This window comes from Endozoicomonas gorgoniicola, assembly GCF_025562715.2.
GTDB lineage: Bacteria > Pseudomonadota > Gammaproteobacteria > Pseudomonadales > Endozoicomonadaceae > Endozoicomonas_A > Endozoicomonas_A gorgoniicola.
Genome location: NZ_JAPFCC010000001.1, coordinates 5405169 through 5423810 on the forward strand (window position 1 = coordinate 5405169; position 18642 = coordinate 5423810).

The 18642-nt window shown below is 48.6% G+C and carries 18 protein-coding genes and 1 tRNA gene; 6 read left to right on the forward strand and 13 right to left on the reverse strand.

Annotation, left to right across the window (positions count from 1 at the left end; all coding sequences use genetic code 11):
- Window positions 1-72: 72 nt before the first annotated feature.
- The 10 genes from NX722_RS24275 to NX722_RS24320 form a co-directional block, all read right to left on the reverse strand.
- The gene (locus NX722_RS24275; protein WP_262565441.1) at window positions 73-489 is read right to left on the reverse strand and encodes a terminase small subunit; all 417 of its coding nucleotides are present in this window, start codon (window positions 487-489) and stop codon (window positions 73-75) included.
- Complete coding sequence (locus NX722_RS24280) at window positions 482-871, reverse strand: hypothetical protein (protein WP_262565442.1); 390 nt, start codon at window positions 869-871, stop codon at window positions 482-484. The genes NX722_RS24275 and NX722_RS24280 overlap by 8 nt, the downstream gene beginning before the upstream one ends.
- Entirely contained in the window at window positions 868-2457 is a 1590-nt protein-coding gene (locus tag NX722_RS24285; RefSeq protein ID WP_262565443.1) for a hypothetical protein, read from the reverse strand. Before NX722_RS24285 ends, NX722_RS24280 begins: the two co-directional genes overlap by 4 nt.
- Entirely contained in the window at window positions 2450-3322 is an 873-nt protein-coding gene (locus NX722_RS24290) for a toprim domain-containing protein (RefSeq protein WP_262565444.1), read from the reverse strand. The genes NX722_RS24285 and NX722_RS24290 overlap by 8 nt, the downstream gene beginning before the upstream one ends.
- Entirely contained in the window at window positions 3309-3545 is a 237-nt protein-coding gene (locus NX722_RS24295; protein WP_262565445.1) for a hypothetical protein, read from the reverse strand. The genes NX722_RS24290 and NX722_RS24295 overlap by 14 nt, the downstream gene beginning before the upstream one ends.
- Window positions 3542-3829 carry a helix-turn-helix transcriptional regulator gene (locus NX722_RS24300; RefSeq protein WP_262565446.1) on the reverse strand — a complete coding sequence of 96 codons (288 nt, stop codon included), beginning with the start codon at window positions 3827-3829 and terminating at the stop codon, window positions 3542-3544. The genes NX722_RS24295 and NX722_RS24300 overlap by 4 nt, the downstream gene beginning before the upstream one ends.
- A gap of 139 nt (window positions 3830-3968) precedes the next feature.
- Window positions 3969-4847: a hypothetical protein gene (locus NX722_RS24305; RefSeq protein ID WP_262565447.1), complete on the reverse strand. Its 879-nt coding sequence runs from the start codon at window positions 4845-4847 to the stop codon at window positions 3969-3971.
- A 280-nt stretch (window positions 4848-5127) separates the two neighbouring features.
- Window positions 5128-8397 carry a type I restriction endonuclease subunit R gene (locus NX722_RS24310; RefSeq protein WP_262565448.1) on the reverse strand — a complete coding sequence of 1090 codons (3270 nt, stop codon included), beginning with the start codon at window positions 8395-8397 and terminating at the stop codon, window positions 5128-5130.
- Window positions 8394-9617 (reverse strand): restriction endonuclease subunit S, encoded by a 1224-nt coding sequence (locus NX722_RS24315; RefSeq protein WP_262565449.1) that lies wholly within the window; start codon window positions 9615-9617, stop codon window positions 8394-8396. The genes NX722_RS24310 and NX722_RS24315 overlap by 4 nt, the downstream gene beginning before the upstream one ends.
- Window positions 9614-11839: a class I SAM-dependent DNA methyltransferase gene (locus NX722_RS24320; RefSeq protein ID WP_262565450.1), complete on the reverse strand. Its 2226-nt coding sequence runs from the start codon at window positions 11837-11839 to the stop codon at window positions 9614-9616. The genes NX722_RS24315 and NX722_RS24320 overlap by 4 nt, the downstream gene beginning before the upstream one ends.
- A gap of 352 nt (window positions 11840-12191) precedes the next feature.
- Between NX722_RS24320 and NX722_RS24325 the strand changes: the two genes are divergently transcribed.
- The 4 genes from NX722_RS24325 (at window position 12192) to NX722_RS24340 (ending at window position 14980) form a co-directional block, all read left to right on the forward strand.
- Window positions 12192-12356, forward strand: coding sequence for a hypothetical protein (locus NX722_RS24325; RefSeq protein ID WP_262565451.1), 165 nt, complete (start codon window positions 12192-12194; stop codon window positions 12354-12356).
- On the forward strand, window positions 12343-13107 hold the full coding sequence (locus NX722_RS24330; protein WP_262565452.1) for a reverse transcriptase domain-containing protein: 765 nt from the start codon (window positions 12343-12345) through the stop codon (window positions 13105-13107). The genes NX722_RS24325 and NX722_RS24330 overlap by 14 nt, the downstream gene beginning before the upstream one ends.
- 176 nt (window positions 13108-13283) lie before the next feature.
- Window positions 13284-13745, forward strand: coding sequence for a hypothetical protein (locus tag NX722_RS24335; protein ID WP_262565453.1), 462 nt, complete (start codon window positions 13284-13286; stop codon window positions 13743-13745).
- A gap of 89 nt (window positions 13746-13834) precedes the next feature.
- Window positions 13835-14980 carry a hypothetical protein gene (locus NX722_RS24340; protein ID WP_262565454.1) on the forward strand — a complete coding sequence of 382 codons (1146 nt, stop codon included), beginning with the start codon at window positions 13835-13837 and terminating at the stop codon, window positions 14978-14980.
- 18 nt (window positions 14981-14998) lie between these two features.
- Here the strand turns inward: NX722_RS24340 and NX722_RS24345 are convergent, their stop codons facing one another.
- From NX722_RS24345 to NX722_RS24355, 3 genes are all read right to left on the reverse strand, one after another.
- The gene (locus NX722_RS24345; RefSeq protein ID WP_262565455.1) at window positions 14999-15151 is read right to left on the reverse strand and encodes a hypothetical protein; all 153 of its coding nucleotides are present in this window, start codon (window positions 15149-15151) and stop codon (window positions 14999-15001) included.
- Between the two features lie 41 nt (window positions 15152-15192).
- Window positions 15193-15348: a hypothetical protein gene (locus tag NX722_RS24350; RefSeq protein WP_262565456.1), complete on the reverse strand. Its 156-nt coding sequence runs from the start codon at window positions 15346-15348 to the stop codon at window positions 15193-15195.
- 407 nt (window positions 15349-15755) lie between these two features.
- Window positions 15756-15832, reverse strand: a tRNA-Ile gene (locus NX722_RS24355).
- A gap of 162 nt (window positions 15833-15994) precedes the next feature.
- Between NX722_RS24355 and NX722_RS24360 the strand changes: the two genes are divergently transcribed.
- Both NX722_RS24360 and NX722_RS24365 read left to right on the forward strand, forming a co-directional pair.
- Window positions 15995-16663 carry a transglutaminase-like cysteine peptidase gene (locus NX722_RS24360; RefSeq protein WP_262565457.1) on the forward strand — a complete coding sequence of 223 codons (669 nt, stop codon included), beginning with the start codon at window positions 15995-15997 and terminating at the stop codon, window positions 16661-16663.
- On the forward strand, window positions 16660-18609 hold the full coding sequence (locus tag NX722_RS24365) for a bifunctional diguanylate cyclase/phosphodiesterase (protein WP_262565458.1): 1950 nt from the start codon (window positions 16660-16662) through the stop codon (window positions 18607-18609). Before NX722_RS24360 ends, NX722_RS24365 begins: the two co-directional genes overlap by 4 nt.
- Window positions 18610-18642 lie beyond the last annotated feature (33 nt).

Below are 18642 nucleotides of genomic sequence, written 5' to 3' on the forward strand. Positions count from 1 at the left end.
ATTGTTATTGATTGAATAGTTATAGACCAGATGCCACAAATAACAACGCTCGTTGTGCCTGTGGCAAAGAGATTATTCATTAGGGCAATCATCCGGGGCAGGGCCAAAGTGCTGGATAAATGTGACTTCTGTTACACCACCTGCATCGGCTTTTCGGTAATCACCATCCATACGGTTCAACTCGGCCAGTGCCTGAATAGCTGCTCTTGGGTTTCTCATTTCTGGCTGGCCATCCATACCATTAACAACTTGCTGATTGAACTGGGCGATACGCCACAACATATCCCTTTTGTTCTCAGCAGTGGCACCACACAGCTGTTTCAGTTCTTCTGCTCGTTCTTCGATGGCATGGCTGATGTCATCATTCTTCATCAATCGGTTCCCCTGATTGCGTGCAGAATGCTCGCTGTAGCCAGCAGCTTTTGCTGCACGGGTGGCGTTGGCGTCCAGCATGTATTCATCAACAAACCGTTCCTGTTTTTTATTCATAGCTCTTCCCCGCCATAGACTCATCATTAAGAAAAGGGTAATCAGGGTCGCTTAATATCAGCTTTCTCAGTGCCACAAGATCAGGGTATTGGCCTGCCCGAATATCTTCCAGGTCATCAGGCGTAAAATAGTATCGGATCAGTATTTCAGGGGTCACAACTAACCCCCTGCAAACAAACTGCAAGGTGTCTTTAACCCGTCGTGCATCAAATGACTGGCCAGACAATACCTTTAACAGCTCAATCTTAGATGCCTTTAGCCTCGCAACAGTGGTCGTATCCAGAATTGACGAGGAGCCAACAACATTAAGCTGGCCGTTTTCCCCGACAGAAATTTCAACCCCCATCAGTTCCAAATAAGTCAGTAGTTGAGTAGGGGTCATATCGTCACCCGCTTCAGTTGGTCGTCTCCGGTTTCAACCTTGCAAGAACGTACACAACGTACACTATCTACATTCTCTGAATCATAAGGTGTATGTTGTGTACGTTGTGTACTTTGATTGCAGGTTTTATATTGAACTCTGACCCTGCTTCCCTGACTGCTTCTTCCATGGCTTTCAATACTGACGCCCTGTAATGCGAGTGCCGGTGCCTGTCTTTTAAGGAGGTTGGCAAAACCTTTCGCACTCTTGGGCCAACCCTCATGTCCTGCCCTGAATACATCCAGCTGCTTTAGCAAATCAGCGTAAATCCCATCGAATACCAGGCCACCCTCTCTTTTTTTACAAAGTTCCAGCAAGGCAGATGCCACAGGACTGCTCTCTATCCCCGACAGAGCCAGTGTTTTCTGATTGGCCGAAAATAGCTGCATAAAGGGCACTGGATGGTTGACAGCTACACCTATGGCCGTACCCAGTAATCCAAAGTCAGCCATTCGTGGCAGCTCTTTCAGCTTCGTATCTGGCAGTAACTTCAAGGCAGCCGCCATTATCTGGAACAGTGCGCCAAGTAGTTTTGCCTGGGCCTTTGCAAATAAAGCGTCCAGCTCACTTTTCTGCGCCCTCCTTACTGGCTCAAACTTTGGTAGCTCAATACTGACACATCGGTCAATCAAGTCCTGCCGGGTTGCGAGTGGTGTGATTCCATTAATGACTTGTGGACGTCTTGCCTGTAAAACGGTTTCATCGGCATCGCTATAGAGGGCACGTTTCGCATAAGCCGAACCGGTGGAAATCTGACAAATGACATCCTGCTGACTGTCCGAAAGCAGGCTGACATTTTCATAGGTGAGAATCCAGTTAGACTGGGCACTGACAAAAAGGTCGTCCTCGTTCCGGGGCATTGATCGCAACAGTGCGCTGTTTGGGTCAACCATTGAACGAAGCACCTCAAGCGTTGTGCTTTTCCCGGTGCCATGGCCGCCCAGAACCTCAAGTACAGGGTTTTGCGTATTCTCCCGAAAACACTCGATCAACCAGGCCAAAACCAGTAGCCTGTCTCGCTCAGCCACGTTGATGAACTGCCACAGTTGGTTAATATCACCGCCTTCCACAGGCGTAGGCAGTGCCTTCATCGTTCTGGAACGAATGAACTTGACCGGGCTTTGGTCAAGTACTCGCCAGCCAAGGGGAGATACCTCAATGACCTGCCAGTGATCATTGCACAAGTCGATGTAATGTTTTCCCTGACAGGTTCCAACTCGTAAAAATACGTCTTCGGTCCGGCCTTCCTCATAAGCAAAGCCTGCCAGTATTTCACAGACCTCTCTCTTGCTTTCACTCTTCACCGGCTTTTTGTAGGAATGGTAATACCAGCTCCCGATCAACCGTCCAAAGTGCTGGCTGTTTACAGGCCAGGTTTCATAAACGTTATGACTGCTGGGAAAGGTGGCATAGGCTACCCCTTCGCCATCCACAAACAAAGAACACTTCGCCCTTGCCAGCTCCAGTAGCCGATCAGTGATGGTCTGCTTCTGACCGCCGGAGTCAGGCTCAACATGCTCAGAAAGGGGTTTAACCGGTTTATCCATGAACAGCCCCTCCGTTCAGCAGCAGGTCACAATAATCGGTGCCCTCAACGCCATCAGGGAAGTCAGGCCATATCACACTGCCTCCCAAGGCTTCAGCAGCACCCATAGCCTTGGTTAAGCCGGGGTTGCCTTTAGTATGGCGGTCATTATCAGCAGCAAACACAAGCTGCACATCCGTATGCAGGGTAAGCAGCTCCCTTGCCGCATTTCGCAAGTTACCCGCATTGAAAGCGACAGCAATGGTGGTGCCGCAATGTTTATGCAGGGTGGCTGCCGTCGCATAACCTTCTGCAAAATAAACCCGGTCATCAATACTGCCCAAAAGATGAAAAAGTCCCGTCACCCTGCCTCCCTTGGCAAACCACTTGCTGCCGTCTGGCTTTATATACTGCAAGCTCCAGAGTTTCCCTTTGGCGTCCCGGAGGGGAATCAACAGTGCATCCCCTTTCTGCCTGATGCCATACGGTGGCACTTGCTTTGAAAACAGGTAAGGGTGCAGCAGATCAGCAGGTTCGGCATTGTCCCATTCTTTCTGAACTCGTCTGGCTACCCTGTTGTGCAGCTCCCGTTTTTTTCTTTCCGATACCGCCTGGGCTTCAGCAATTTTCTTTTTTCTGGTCGCTCGATCTTCGACATTAAAACCAGCCTGATCCTGGTTGTGTACAACTAAACGCTGGTCGGTCTTCCATGAGCCGCAAATCAGAACTGAGTTATCGTGCAATACATACCAGCCATTTAGTGTGCCGTTTCGATCCCCATCAACCTGATAGCGATGAATGCCACCATCCGCTATCAGCTGAATAGGTTTTGACGGAGCCAGATCGGCATCCGTCATTTTGCGGAGGCAGTAATCAGTAAACAACATTCGACCCTCCATTTTCTGAGTCAGACATTTTTTTTACGGCTTCTAGTATCTGCTCAATGATTTCCGGATGCTGAACTTTGCCAATTAACTGAACGGCTCTATTAACCTGTTGATTAATAATGTACTCAAGATTGTCTGGGGGTGCTTTTTCTCCAAGAGCTTTCAGTGTCACGGTTTTCAGAAAGTGGAAATAATCCCTTTCTTTTTGCGTTTGTGACCTCATGCCTGCCCCCTCTCCTTAATGCGCTGCTGGGCCCAGTCCATAATTTCAGACCAAACCCATCTGACGCCACCACCCGGAAGCGTTACCGGAGCAGGCAGGGCATTTTCAGCAGCAAGTAAACGATAAAGGGTTGAGCGGCTGATCCCTAATGCATCTTCTACTTCCTGACGACGAACCAGTTTGATTTCTTTCTGGTCAGCTTCAAGTAGCTTGCCCGAATCTTGCTCGTGATCAAGACTGGTTACATTCAAGGCTTCAGGGGTTTTGTGTCTCTTGACTTCCATGTCTTCTCCTTTGTGTTTCAAGACATGGAATGAGAATAGGACAGAACAGGCAGAAATAAGTCCCTAGAAAGTGGACTGTTTTTTTTCTGCCTTAATGGGTGGCCGTGGTTGCTTTCAACTTATTGGTGCAAAGGGTATATCAGTAGTTATAAAATGCTGCATCAATGATGTCCTGAAATTCTCGGTCGAGTTCTGCATCAAATGGTGCTTTATCATAAAGCTTCTTAAGATTATTGGTAGATACACCATTACGCCTGAAAATTTGCTGACTGATTTTCCAATAATCCCTCGATGAAATATTATCTTCTGACATTTTAGCTATAAAAACTGCCAGCTTGGTCCATTCCTCATTCCACTCAACTGTACCTTTGCCATTCCACAAAGCAGTTTCAAATGATGACAGTGATTGCTGCTTGGGTATGAAACCTTTCTTAATTAAGCCGTTATACAGCAGTTCAGGAGATCGTTGGTTAGCATTTTTAAAGTGAAACCCGGTACTGCCACGCCCTCCCGTAATGGCATAAGGAGGGTAGTCCTGATCCTCCAGCATTTCGTTAATTTTCTTCTTGTGAATGGCTTTTTTCTGTGAAAAATGCTGAATATCAGCCAAAGCCAGACCAATAAGCTTCAACTTGGTTTGCGCTTTCTCATGCTCATATTCTGATAGCTTGTTATCCAATATTTTTTCAGTCAGTATTGACTTCTTAGTCAGTAAGGCTTCTGCTGGTCTGGCACGGTATTTTTTGAATTGCTTCAGCTCTTTTTCAGTTAAATCACTGAGCTTGATTGCATCTTTATACCCATTGCTGTACTCCTCATCGGCAACGGTCTTGCCATTACTCGCAACCTGATCATCGGCCATAAACTTGTGCCACTCTTTATCAGAGCGGGATACTTTTTTATTGCGCTTTTTAGATGCCTTAATCCTGTCCAGACGTTCTTTTTCTCTGAGAGCCAGTCCTTCTTCTTGAGTGATTACATCGTCACCGTACAGGCTCTCATTCTTATCATCTTCCATGATACTTTTCCTGTGTCATTCACTTTCTTTCAGTATCTATCAGGTTACTACTGGCGAAAGTAATACGACATAGCAAAAATGGCCAAGCAGTAAAAAGATACTCTTTGCTTTTGGTTTGAGCATGATATGAAACGACAAAATTGATCTTTTACTATGTGTACTCAGCGCCAATCCTATGTCCGACGGGATTCCGGATTACCAATTTCTGAAGTTGGCGTGATATGAAACCGAAGAGCGGCATCAAGCAACCACACAAGCTGCCGCCCTGAAAACAAATAACTCAATGCACCCCTGCCGAATAAACCGGCGACGGCAACACCGGATACACCCGCACAACATGCTGGTAAACATCATCCGTCAGATGACCAATATCCTCCACTTCATAGCTGTCCACAGGCAAGCCGGTATTCTCATCGTACAGAAAATCATAAATCTGCTGGCGCACCGCATCACGGGTAGACTCTTTTTCCTGCCAGTTAGCCACGTTAAGCCGCTTGTTTTTCAGGGTCGCCAGTAAATCCCTGGCTACTTTCTTGATCGCCCCCAGCTCCTTTTTGCTCAGGTCGGGCTTTTTCAGCAAGTCAAACAGTGCCAGCGTTTCCTCGTTCAGCCCCTCCCGCACCGCACGGGTCTCTTCCCTGTTCAGGTCAGACACCAGCTTTATCAGCGCCTCAAAGGTCTTCTCAATCACTACCCGGTTTTTCTCCTGGTTATACTCATCCACCAGTTTTTCGTAGTGTTCCCGGAAATCCGTCCGCAGCGGGTTCTGCATCATCAGCTTATGCAGACGCTGGTCGATGGCATTCTTCAGGCTTTGAACCGTGGTTTGCTTTTTCGGCGACGCTTCAAACTCCCGCTTCAGCCGGTCAAAATCAATCTTGCTGATATCGTATAAACGGCTCTGGTCGTCTCCGTCCCGCACCGACCGGGTATCAATCGCCTCGTCAACAATACCGTGCAGTTCCCGAATAATATGGGTGATATCCGCCTGTGCCTGATCCTGCTTCAGCCGTTTGTAGACCGTATTAATGATGTCCCGCTCATCCCGGTACTGCTGAACCCCCTTCACATTGATGCAGGCACGGAACAGTTTAAGCACCTCCCGAGCCATAATTTCAAACTGCTTGCGAGTCTTGTCATTCTCGTTGACCGCTTCTTTGGCTTCATCAATAGCGGCATTGAGTTCAAAGCCTGTTTTAGTCAGCAGGTCATCAAACTCAAACCCTTGCTGCCTCAGAAAGTTACGAACCAGGGTGATGGCTTCTTTCAGCTTATCCAGCAACTCCGTATCAGGGTGGTTAGGGTCAATACCATCGGTATCCGAGTCACCGCCGGAATCCGAATCATCATCACGCCCCTTGTCCTTCCGGCCTGCAAAGGTGCTCAACGCCTTACGCAGGCTCTTTAAAATACCGCAGTAGTCCACAATCAGTCCGTTGCTCTTGCCCTCCGCAACCCGGTTTGCCCTTGCGATGGCCTGCATCAGGGTATGGGCTTTCAGGGGTTTATCCAGATAGAGCGTGGACAGCGTAGGCACATCAAATCCCGTCAGCCACATGGCGCAGACAATGGCGACCCGGAAAGGGTGATCCTTTTTCTTGAAGGCATCTTCCATGTTAAGTCGCTGACCATCATCAAGAACAAAGCCTTCCTTCATCCGTTTGCGATGGGGGATGATGTCCAGCTCCCATTCCTTAAACTTCTGAACCTCTCCCTGCTCTTCCGAGACCACCACCGCCATCAGAGTCTCTTTCATCCATTCGATTTGCCGTTTGCGCCAGATTTCATCCTGCTGGTCTTTTGCATTAACAAGGTCCGCTTCCTTCTCCCTGATATGCTCCTGCCAGTAAAACACCATCAGCTTGTGCATCCGCACACAGGTGACTTTATCAATACACACCATCATCGCCTTGCCGTTTTCCCAGCCGTTGGCGTAGTGCCGGACAAAATCCCTGGCGATCTGATCCAGACGGCTGGTGGCGGTAATAATGTGATAATCCCGCTTTAGCGCCCGTTCCAGCCGCTGCGCCACGTTCACGTCATCAATATCCAGCTCTTCCAGCTTTTCAGCGATTTTCTCATTCAGTCCTTTGGGGGAAGCGACGGTATGTTGCGTGCCGTCGTCATCTTTGAACAGCAGGTCTTCCCCACGGGCATCGTAATAGAGAGGCACTGTCGCTCCGTCTTCTACCGCCCGCTGAAAGTCATAAGTAGAGATGTAATCACCAAACACCCGTTCAGTGATTTTGTCCTCTTTGAACAATGGCGTTCCCGTAAAGCCAATAAAGCTGGCTCCGGGCAACGCATCCCGCATATTCAGCGACAGGGTGCCGTACTGGGTGCGGTGTGCCTCGTCGGTAATGACAATAATGTCATCACGTCTGGAATACGGCTCAGTCACCTTCTTGTTGAACTTTTGCACCAACGTAAAGACATAGTTCTTCTGTTGCCCCAGCAACAACTGAAGGTCATCACCGCTTTGCGCCTGACAGGGGTCTTTATCGTGGTTGACCAGCCCGCAACCGGCAAAAGTAGTATAAATCTGCGTATCCAGATCATCCCGGTCAGTCACCACCAGAAAGGTGAAGTTGCCCCCCAGCTTGCGATGCACCTTGCGGGAAAAGAAGACAATGGAATAGGACTTGCCCGACCCCTGGGTATGCCAGAACACCCCCAGCCTGCCTTCACGCTGCTTGCGTTCCGTTACCGCCTGAACCGCTTCATTCACCCCAAGGTATTGATGGTTGCGGGCGACGATCTTGATCAGGTCGCCGGAGCTGTCATCAAACAGAATAAAGTTCTCGAACACATCCATCAGGTTGGCTTTGCCGCATGTTCCTTTCAGCAGGGTTGCCATATCCACCACACCCGGTTCTTCTTCATGGAGTCGCTTCCAGTTATTGAAGTGTTCGAACCGGCTGGTCAGGGAACCCATTTTGGCTTCAATGCCATTACCCAGCACAATAAAGGCATTGTGATGAAACAGGTGCGGCACGGTGTCCTTGTAGTCCGACAGGTTTTCGTCATAGGCCGCCCGCAACTCTTTATGGACATTCTTCAGCTCCATAAACACCAGCGGCAAGCCGTTCACAAAGCCGACAATATCCGCCCGCCGACGGTATAAACTCCCCCGCACCCAGAACTCCCGCACCACCAGAAAGTGGTTATTGTCCGGGTTATCAAAATCAAACAGCCGCAGCCGTCTTTGCACCCGTTGCCCGTTCTCATCCTGAAACCTGACGCTCACCCCTTCTTTGTGCAGCCTGTCCTTGTCCTGGTTCGCTGCCAGCATGGAGGTGGAACTGCTGACACTGACCACTTCCTGCAAGGCATCCCGATAGGCACTGTCCGGCAGGCCGGGGTTCAGCTCTATCAGCTTCTGCCCAAGGTAGCGGGTCAGCACCACGTCTTTATCAGATTCACGACCAAGGGTGCCTTCTTTGCCGAACACTTCGGTCTGGGCAAAAATCGACTCATCCCAGCCCAGGTCATTCAGAAGGAAGTCGGCTGTCGTTTGTTGAACCAGGGCATCCTCGGTCGTCCTTTTCATGGCGTCAGTTCTCCATTCATTAAGCGGGGGAGTAGCAGGTCTCGGGCCTGGGCGAGCTTCCCATTCATTTCTATAAGTGTCTGTCTCTGAGCAAATGCAGGTTTAACTGCCTCAATGAAAGCATTTAAGGTTGTTGTAGATGGAGTTAACAGTGGAATTGACTCAATTTGCTTACCAGAAATATTGGGTTGTGCTGCTCCGGCTGCAAGATTGTCAATCATACTCTGTGATGTGTCTGCTGCGAGCGCACAAAAAAGGTACAATGTTAAGTCTTTATCTACTGGAACGAATACGCCTGTACGTTGATTTAAATAGTACTTTGTATTGGTTCTGGGCATAAACCCAATTTTTCCTACAGTTGCGCCCGTCATCGCAATTAGTAAATTGTCAGTTTGCAACTCAAAGCGACTTGCTTTAGCGGCAATATTGTCATTCACACATTGACAGTCATCTATATTAACATCGTAGTTATTGCCAATATTCTTGATTTTTATGACTGGGTTACCAGATTCCTGCCAATCGCTACTTTTAAAAGCATAACCAGATTTTACAGAAGCAAAATCAGCGATGTTACTGTTACGCCACCCCTCAGGCACCCCATCCACCACCTTCACATGCTCATGACCGGGAAAGCGCAAATGGACAAACCACTCCTGATACAGCAGCCTGGCGGACTCTTCCAGCAGTTGAATACGACGACGGTTGTTTTCGATCAGGTCGTCGTAAGCCGATAAAATTTCAACAATACGTGCTTGCTCACTCAGAGTTGGTACTGTAACCAGAAAGCTCGGAAAATCTTTTATTGGCAGACGGTTTACTGTTGCACCCGTTATGACTTTAGTTTCCAGATAACGTTGCCATATCGGAGACAAGAAGTAGTAATGAAGATAGCGTGGCAAGAGCTTGGTTCTATCCGGTCTAACCAAACCCATGCGCCGCCCGAGACATCCATCAAATCCTTCAGGTATGACAGCATAACGATGCAACGTCGCCTCGTAAGAAAACACCACGTCACCCGCTTGAGGGGTTACACGTCTGGTCCACTTTGGAAACTCTTCATCAGACACATACTTGATCTGTGAAAAATCAAGCCTGCCTTCTGGTGTGACATTCTTAATACCCAGAAAGATATGACCTTCTGTCGCTTCTTTTGGGGTAGCGTGAGGTCCGTCATAAATCCCAAGAGCGAAGTCTTTTATTGGTGCTTTGACCAAACTCATACCCCCAACCCCTCAAAGTTACGAGCAATCCTGCCTGCCAGCACCACCGCTTCCTCGTTCAACCCTTCCAGCTCAATATGAATATCCTTCAAAGCCGCCTCAAAATCGAAATCCTCATCCACCGCTTCCGGTGCAACCCCCACATAACGCCCCGGCGTCAGACTCCAGTCCGCCTTTTCAATCTCTTCCTGCGTCACCAGCTTCACCAGCCCCTCAACATCCCGCAGTTCCGCTTCCGGAAAACGGGACAGTAACCAGTGCGCCTGCTGGTGGAAATAACGCACCTGCTTCAGCTGCTCGACCGCCTGTTTGCGCCACTGCTCAACCACTTTATTGTTGCGTTGCAGGCTGCTGCGAAGACTGCTCATCCGGTCAATGGTGGCTTTCAGGGTTTTCAGCCTTTGCTCGTCGGATGCGGTGAGCGGCTGGCTTGACTTGCCTTTTTCACTGGCTTTTTTCGCTGCCGACAACTCATTGTCTTCAGCGTCGTTCAGCAGCAACTCTTCCCGCAGACAGGTAATCGCCTGCGCCGTCATCCCGGATGCCAGCTTGACCAGATGATCCACGTCTTTGATCAGATGACGACAGGTGTCAGCAAACGGCAGGTACGCCTGCTCCCGCTGGTGTACTTCTGCCAACGGCGTATCACTGGCATCAGGACGGCAGAGGGACGCTTGCTGCTTCAGCCCGGCAACGTCGGTAAACAGCTGGTCAAGCGCCTTGCCAAGGGTTTCCAGCTCCAGTTCCGGTGGCGATTGCAGGGTATCCACAGCCTGCTGCAAGCCCCTGAGCTGCCGACGGGTTTTTACCCCACACCAGAGCAAAGCCCGTTGGTGCTGGCTGGGCAACAGGGCATCGGTCAGGCGCACCAGGGTTTCATTCAGGTAGTGAATCACCAGCTCAATAAAGCGGCGACGTTCACCCCGGTAGAGCCAGACAATGGCCGTCAGGTTCTGCTGCTGCTCGGGGCTGAAGTCGAAAATCTTGCGAGTCACCTTGCGGTAAACATTGCGGGCATCAATCATCAGCACCTTGTCTTTATGGGCTTCCGGCTTAGCCTTGTTCAGAAACCACAGCTGACAGGGAACGGAACGGGTGTAAAAGAAGTTACCCCGAATATCCACCATGGCGTCCACATGCCCGGTTTTTACCAGAGCCTCCCGCACCTTGGCCTCATCCCGCCCGGCGCTGGATGCCTGGGAAGACATAACAAACCCGGCCTTACCCGTGTTGTTCAGATAGCTGTAGAAATACTGCACCCACAGATAGTTGGCATTGGGCACCTTTTTGTTTTTGTTCTCACCCGGTAGACCAAAGGGCAGGCGGGGGTCATTCTTCACCTTGGTGGCGTCCACTTCATCCACGTTAAACGGTGGATTGGCCATCACATAATCCACGGTGCCAAACAGCCCGCTGTGGGGGTCTTTGTAGTAGGTGATGGCACTGTCACCGCCTTCGACATTGCCTTCCAGCCCGTGAACCGCCAGATTCATTTTTGCCAGACGGGTCGTTACCCGGTTTTTCTCATGCCCGTAAAACGTCAGTTCGGTGGGGTTGTGTTTATGCTGCTCCATAAAGTGGGCGCTCTGCACAAACATGCCGCCGGAACCGCAGGCCGGATCGAAGATTTTACCGTGATCCGGTTCCAGAACATTCACGATCAGCTGCACCAGCGATACCGGCGTAAAAAACTCACCGCCGTCGTGTGCGCCCTGGTCGGCGAACTGGGTCAGGAAGTATTCGTAGATACGGCCAAAAATATCACCGCTGGCCTTTTGCAGCTCTTCCGGGTTCAGGGTGTTTAACAGAATCTTCAGGACATCGTTGGGGATATTGCGGTATTCCTGCTTGGGCAGCTGCCCTTTCAGGTTTTCGTACTCCGACTCGATGGACTCCATGGCCTGAATAATGGCCTCGCTGCGATCATCGGAATCCGTCAGCGCAATCAGGTGGTCAAACTGTGCTTCTTCTTTCAGATAGATGGCGCTTTTGCCCGAAAAATCCTGCTTGGTGATTTTCCGGGTCTTACCGCCACGGCTGGGCAGGCTGGCAACAATATCATCTTGCACAGCCAGAAAACGGCTGTAAGCATGGCGCAAGAAAATCAGCCCCATCACCGGCAGAAAATATTCGTTACTGGCCAGCTCTGAGTTACTCCGCAGCGTATCAGCAGACTTCCACAGACGTCTTTCTATGGCTTCAATATTTTCCAGTTGGGACATGCTTTCTCCAAAGCTGTAAAGCGATTGGCAGCCTCAAATTCTGCTGTTCTACTTGGAATGATGAGAGCCTGCGGGGTTGGTTTATCCTGAGATTTTACTGATTCATAAAGACTGGTTCTAGCACCGAATGAAGCTGATTAAGAATTATTGATCAATAGTGCAACATAATGTTAGGTTATAGCCTCCCGACAGTAGGCAACAGGTGAATCTTGTCGTCTATCCTCGTCTGTGTCACTTTGTGATTTTGTTGTGCCGACCGTTTGTTGTCCTTGTGTGTCATCAATGGTTCTGCTGGTTATAACGCCATGCGCTTTGCGCTGGGTATGTCGGGAACTGAGATGAGGAGATGATCATGAAAAAATCTGATTGTCGCCTGGCTCGGGAGCAAATAGAACTCACTACTAGCGTGGTCATACTGGGTACTAGCCTGGTTCACTTCGCTATAGCGTTGTTTGAGCTTCTGAGCATGGCTTTTAACTACTCTGACAGAACCGGATGGCAAATTGCCCGACCCTAAGTGGATAGATAAATTTGAACTCAAGCCCGGCACCTGGATTTTCGTTCCATCGGAAGAGTCCAGACGCTCTGGCAGAAAGATCAAAAGGCTTCTGGAGAGCCGTTGGGCAAATCCAGATTATTACTACCACCTCAGAGAGGGTGGGCATGTCCAGGCCATGAAGTCCCATACTTCAGGCAAGTACTTTCTTCATCTCGACCTCAGGCAATTTTTTTCATCCATTAACCGAAGCAGGATTACCCGCTCATTAAAAGTCCGGCTTGGTTACAAAAACGCCAGAGAAATAGCCAAGGTTTCCACGGTTCCGGGTCAAACTCCAGACTCATCTGCTTTTGTGCTTCCATTTGGGTTTGTGCAGTCACCTGTATTGGCATCAATTTGCCTCCGACACAGTAAATTGGGTAAAACCCTCCACGCCCTGAGTAAAAAGACGCAGACAAAGGTCAGCGTTTATGTGGATGACATCATTATCTCAACTCAGTCGGCAGAAGAAGCGCAGGATGCGCTGACAGAGGTAAAAGCAGCAGCGAAAAGGTCACGTTTCCCCCTGAACGCAGACAAAGAAGAAGGACCCGCAGAGCAAATTACAGCATTCAACATCAAGCTTTCTTTCTCTTCCCTTACCCTGAGCGAAGAACGGTTGAGTCAGTTCCTGAAGGCTTACCGTGAGTCCGATAGCCAGCGTAAAAAGGAAGGTATTCTTGGGTACATCGAGTCTGTGAACTCAGGGCAAAGTGCATATTTTCTTTGAAAGAGAAACTGTCATGGCTGAAAGCCGATGCACCGGCAGGCAGAGGCAGTAAACTTTGAGCAAAGCACAGCCATCAATGGTACTACCATGTCCATTTTGTCAGGTTCTTCCAACGGCTAGAGATTTCGTTTCAAAAAGGTATCATAAGGGCCAAATCTATACGACAGAGGTTATTTATGACCTGCGATCCACACTGGACAAGCTATATCTCGGCATTTCTCGTGCCTCTTGTCGCATGTATTGCGGCATTTATTGCATTTAGACAGTGGAGAACAGCTCAAAATAAATTAAAACTTGACCTCTTTGAAAAACGATTAAGCATATATCACTCGACTACAGCTTTTATCAGCTCTGTTATGACTTCAGGAAAAGCATCTGATGATGAAATTCGAAAATTTATGATAGGAACCAGAGAGGCTAAATGGCTTCTATCTAAGGAAATTGCCTTATATTTAGATGAGCAAATCTATAATAAAGCCATAGACTTACAAACGCTTCATTCTATGTTGGAAGGGGAGCCAGTTGGTGATGTAAGAACCAAAAATGTAACCGAACAAGCAGAAATAAAGAAGTGGCTTGCGGCTCAGTTTTCAGTTATTGATGAATATTTCAAACCCTATCTAAAGATTAAGCACTGAACCTAAAAGAGCCTACCGAGTGGCTGCGTCTGAAGGCGACGATAGAAGACAGAAGAACTCTGAAAACCGATTAAGGTCGAAAACTGAAAATGACACATTCATGTACCCCGGATAATTCAATACTCGTATTTCCGCTTTTCTTTTTTCTGCCCGTCTCCACTTTTATAGAACTTTGGGGTGGTCCCAAAGGTACAGGTATGTTCCGGCTTTTGGAAAAAGAAACGGGCATAAAAATAGGCATTAGCGAGAAAACCCTTAGGAAGTATCTGGTTCCTCCTGTAACGAAGGAACCGTCGAATTCAGTCAAGACCAAGCTTGAACGCTGGACGCACCATCCAGGGCAACCCGGCTTCTTGAAACAGTATTTTAGTGATATTGAGTCTTTAACTGCCAGCCGGACTGGTGAGCTTGAATGGAATGCATTAATCCATTCATTCAAAGTGGGGGCGGCGGGTCGGGTATACCCAAAAACACTGGAATATATCGAACGCCTGCTGGATGAAGAGTCGGATTACTACCACAAAGCCAAGAGGCAAAGGCAAAATCTCAGGGAGTTTTTTAAAACGGTCTACACCGAACCATTTTTCACTCGATACGGTTTGCCAGTTTCAGAATCCTTACTTACCGAAGCTATAGAGCAAGACCCAGAGCAACTTGCTTCCCACCTCAGTAAACAGCCAGACTTGATACAAAGTCATCTACACGCCTGCATAAGCCTCCAAATGGATATTCTGGCTCATGCTGAAGTCGAGTGGTTTGAGGATAACCTTGATCAAATCCCTAAGAAAAACCACTTCCAAAGCCGACTGCTTTTCATTCTGCCCAAGCTTGAAGGGGATGAAGAAATATCACCCATCACTTTGTTTTTTCGTATGGTTCGTAATCATCTGGGCTTTTCATCCTGGCGAGCTATGGCTGAGCACATGGAAATGGAAGGAGAATCTGACATTGAAAGCCGGCTGCGGAAGCTGATGGGATGGGTCAATGTAGAACAACACCCAAAGCATGAATCCGTATTTGGTTTTCTACAGCGTTTAGTCGAAACAAAGGGGGACTACATTTCTCTTTATTATGATAACCTATACCTTGCTGCAAGCTTTATGGATGGACTGCTCGAACTATTCAAGTCAGAAGTAGATCGCACTAAAATGTCTGCCTCCAAGCTCTTACAGGCATTTTCTTCATACAATGAACATTTCAAACGTCATAAAACAGCAGTCATCAAAGGAGGATGACCGCTGTATGTCAGAGAGCTATTTCTGCTGATTAGGGTTCAATTGTTTACCTCTGTTGCCCTGAACATGGGCATGAGCCTTATTTTGTCCGGGCGTACCGGCATTGGCATTGCCCTGATTATTCCTGTGGTCATTCTGAGACTGTGTTCTTTGAGAGCGTTGTTTAGCCATAATTGTATCTCCTGATTCCTGGTTTATGTCTGAAGAGGTTTTCAGTCTTCGTCTTCATCGTCTTCCAAATAGGAATCATTATTAGGGTTGTGGGCGTCTGCCCAGTCATCCATGTCTGCATCGTTATTCGGATTATTGATATCAGACCAAAGATCGAGTTCTTCTTTACTCATATCATCTGTTTCTGGGCCACTCATGATGTACCTCCTTATCAATGAATGGGAGCAATCAAGTGATTGCAACCAGAATATTACGACGCAGCCCCCAGAGAAAATAGTGATACGCCAAGGGAAAATTCAGCGAGCCAGAGCAAGCTTGCTATTCCACTTCCTTCTGGTCAGAACATGGCTTAAGCGTCAATCGTGAATATTATTTCTCTTACTGAGAGGTCAAGGCCGTAGTGGCTCAACAGGGCGTGGAAACTAAATTTTCATCAACCTATTGGTAAGGCTAAATCATCAGGCCGATAAATATTGATATTGCAGTAAAAGACATTTTTTACTGGCTGATACAGTGCGTCACCAAAAGGGTGCAAAGGTGGGCGCAAGTTAGCAGATACAAAAAAGCCTGTAGTGCTTACTAACACTACAGGCTTTGAAAACTATGGTGGGCCCAGCAGGACTTGAACCTGCGACCAATCGATTATGAGTCGACTGCTCTAACCAACTGAGCTATGGGCCCACAGCGGTTGTGAATTATAAGCATATAAATGCCTCAACGCCAACCCTCTGATTTGACGTAACTTTATAAAAATTGATTGATTGGCCGAAAGCATAACTTAAGGTGGGACACTGGCGATATTCTCGGCTCATCATGCTAGCTCGTTTTATATTCAATTTTCTTATGGTCTGTACACTTTCACTGGCGCTTGCCAGTGAGTTTTATCTGAGCAAAAAACTGCTGGATAGTGTTCAGAAACATTATGGCGAAATGGCGGTCAGGCGTATGCACGCCTGGCAGGACCTGCTGGATAACAGCCGTAAGCTGCCAGAGAGGGAAAAGCTGGAAAAGGTAAATATCTTCTTTAACCGGCTGGAGTTTGTCACCGACCTGAAAAACTGGGGAAAAGATGATTTCTGGGCGACTCCGGTTGAGTTTCTTGCCATTGGTGGTGGCGACTGTGAGGACTTTTCCATTGCCAAATACTTTACCCTGCGGGAGCTGGGAGTCGCAGATGAGCGGTTGCGAATTACTTATGTCAAAGCGTTAAGAATCAATCAGTCGCACATGGTGCTGACGTATTACCCACAATCGGGGAAAGAGCCTCTGATTCTGGATAATCTGGAAGGCAAAATCCTGCCTGCCAGTGAGCGCAAAGACCTTAAGCCAGTGTATAACTTTAATGGTGATGGTCTGTGGGTTGCCCGCCAGAGAGGTAAAGGTGTAAGGGTAGGAAAGGCTGACCGGATCAGCCTGTGGATGGAGTTGAGAGAGCGGTTCGGCGATGAGCTGAGCGAAAAAGAAAAGGTTGAGACCAGGCAGCCTGGACCAGCAACAGGAAAAAAACCATGACTTTACTCAGGGAACTGGCGTTATATCTGACAGTGCTGCTATTCCTGCTGTTTTCGGGCAGTTTTGTCATGAACATCATTGACGCTCGCAGCTATTTCCAGGATCAGCTTGAATCCCATGCCCAGGATACGGCGACGTCTCTTGGGGTTGCCATTGCAACGACCGAGCCGGATAACACCGCCGCTATTGACTCCCTGGTGGATGCTGTTTTTGACCGGGGCTACTACCGGCTGATTCGGTTTATCGATCAGAACGGAAACCTTATTGTGAGCAGTCAGCATGAACTGCAACTGGAGGATGTACCCCAGTGGTTTGTTAACCTTGTTGACCTTAACGCCCCTCTGGTTGCGTCTGAGGTCAACCGGGGCTGGCTTCCTGCCGGGGTTATCTATATAGCAAGCCATCCCGGTTACGCCTATCGAAGCCTGTGGAATAAAACCCTGTACGGCGTATTTCTGTTTGGTTCCGGGTTGCTGCTGGCTATTCTGGGTTTGAACATTCTTCTGCGCATAGTGCTTCGCCCGTTGAAAAAACTTGAACAGCAGGCGGATGCTATTTGTCATCGATCCTTTGTTCAGCAGGAGGTGTTACCGAAAACCAGGGACCTGCGGCTTGTCGTTGAAGCGATGAATCGAATGGCTGGCAAACTGGAAGAGCAGTTTGCTGAAAAAATGGTGCTGACGGAGGAGTTGCGCAAGCGTTCTGTCAAAGATGCCCTGACCGGCATTCTGAACCGCCAGGCTTTTGATGACCGTATTGCCAATGTTCTGCAGGATGAGGAGCGTGGAGAGTTTGGTGGTGGTTTGTTAATGGTTCAGGTGTCTGGGCTGGATGGTTTTAATAAGAAGAACGGACGGAACGCAGCCGACCTGCTGCTGGTTGATATTGCCCGTCGGATCAGCAAAACGGTTGAACCCTGGCCGGAAGCAACGGTTGGTCGTCGCAGTGGTACAGTGTTTTGTGTGTTTGTTCCTGCCTGTGATCTGGCGCAGAGCCGCCGGATCACTAAAGCCTGCTTCAGGGCAATGGCTTCACTGCCTTTCTTTCTCAGTGAAGAGGGGCATGACCGTTTGCATATTGCCATGGTCACCCGTTTAGGCAGAAGCAGTGCAGATGAAATGATAAAACAGGCAGACCAGTTGCTTCGCAGTCTCCAGCATCAGTCAGGAAGCAGCTGGGAAGTTAAACAGATAGATGATAGTAGTTATCAGTCCTACAACCACTGGAGTGAAGGTAATTGGCAGGAGTCGCTACAGCAGGTCCTGAAAGGGCAGCAGGTGGAGCTATTTTACCAGACGGCCTACGACATAAACCAGCAACCTGTTTTCAGGGAGGTGTTTGCCCGATTGCGGTTGTTAGGAGAGCTGGCTTCGGCTGAAGCTTTTTTGCCCATAGTGGAACGGTTTGACCTCCATGTTGACTTTGACAAAGTTGTGTTTGAGACGCTGATGCTGCATATGCAAAAAGACGACAGCAATACCCGCTACTGTGTGAACCTTTCACCCCGTTCGTTACTGGATGAAGCTTTTTTCAGATGGTTGCTGGATACATTAAAAGCACTGCCTGACGTGACAGCAAGACTGATTCTGGAAGTGCCTGAGCGAACTGTGGTGATGGCGGGTAGCGAAATGCCGGTGCTTGTTAAACGGCTGGTGCAAACCGGCTGTCGCTTTTCCATCGATCATTTTGGAATTGTCAGCCGATCCATGACCAGCCTGCACGAGCTGGAGCTGGACTATATCAAGATAGATGGCAGCTTTGTGCGGGGGATCAGCAACAACCAGGGGAATCAGTTCTATATTCGAACGCTGGCTATGCTGGCCAAAAGTCGCGACATTACATTGTTGGCACAGGGTGTCGAGCAGAAAGAAGATTGGCAGAAATTACACGAACTGGGTGTTCAGGGTGGACAGGGATATTATCTTGGACGCCCCCGGAGGCTTTGAAACACTCGCCCTCTTTGCGTGAATAGAGGATAA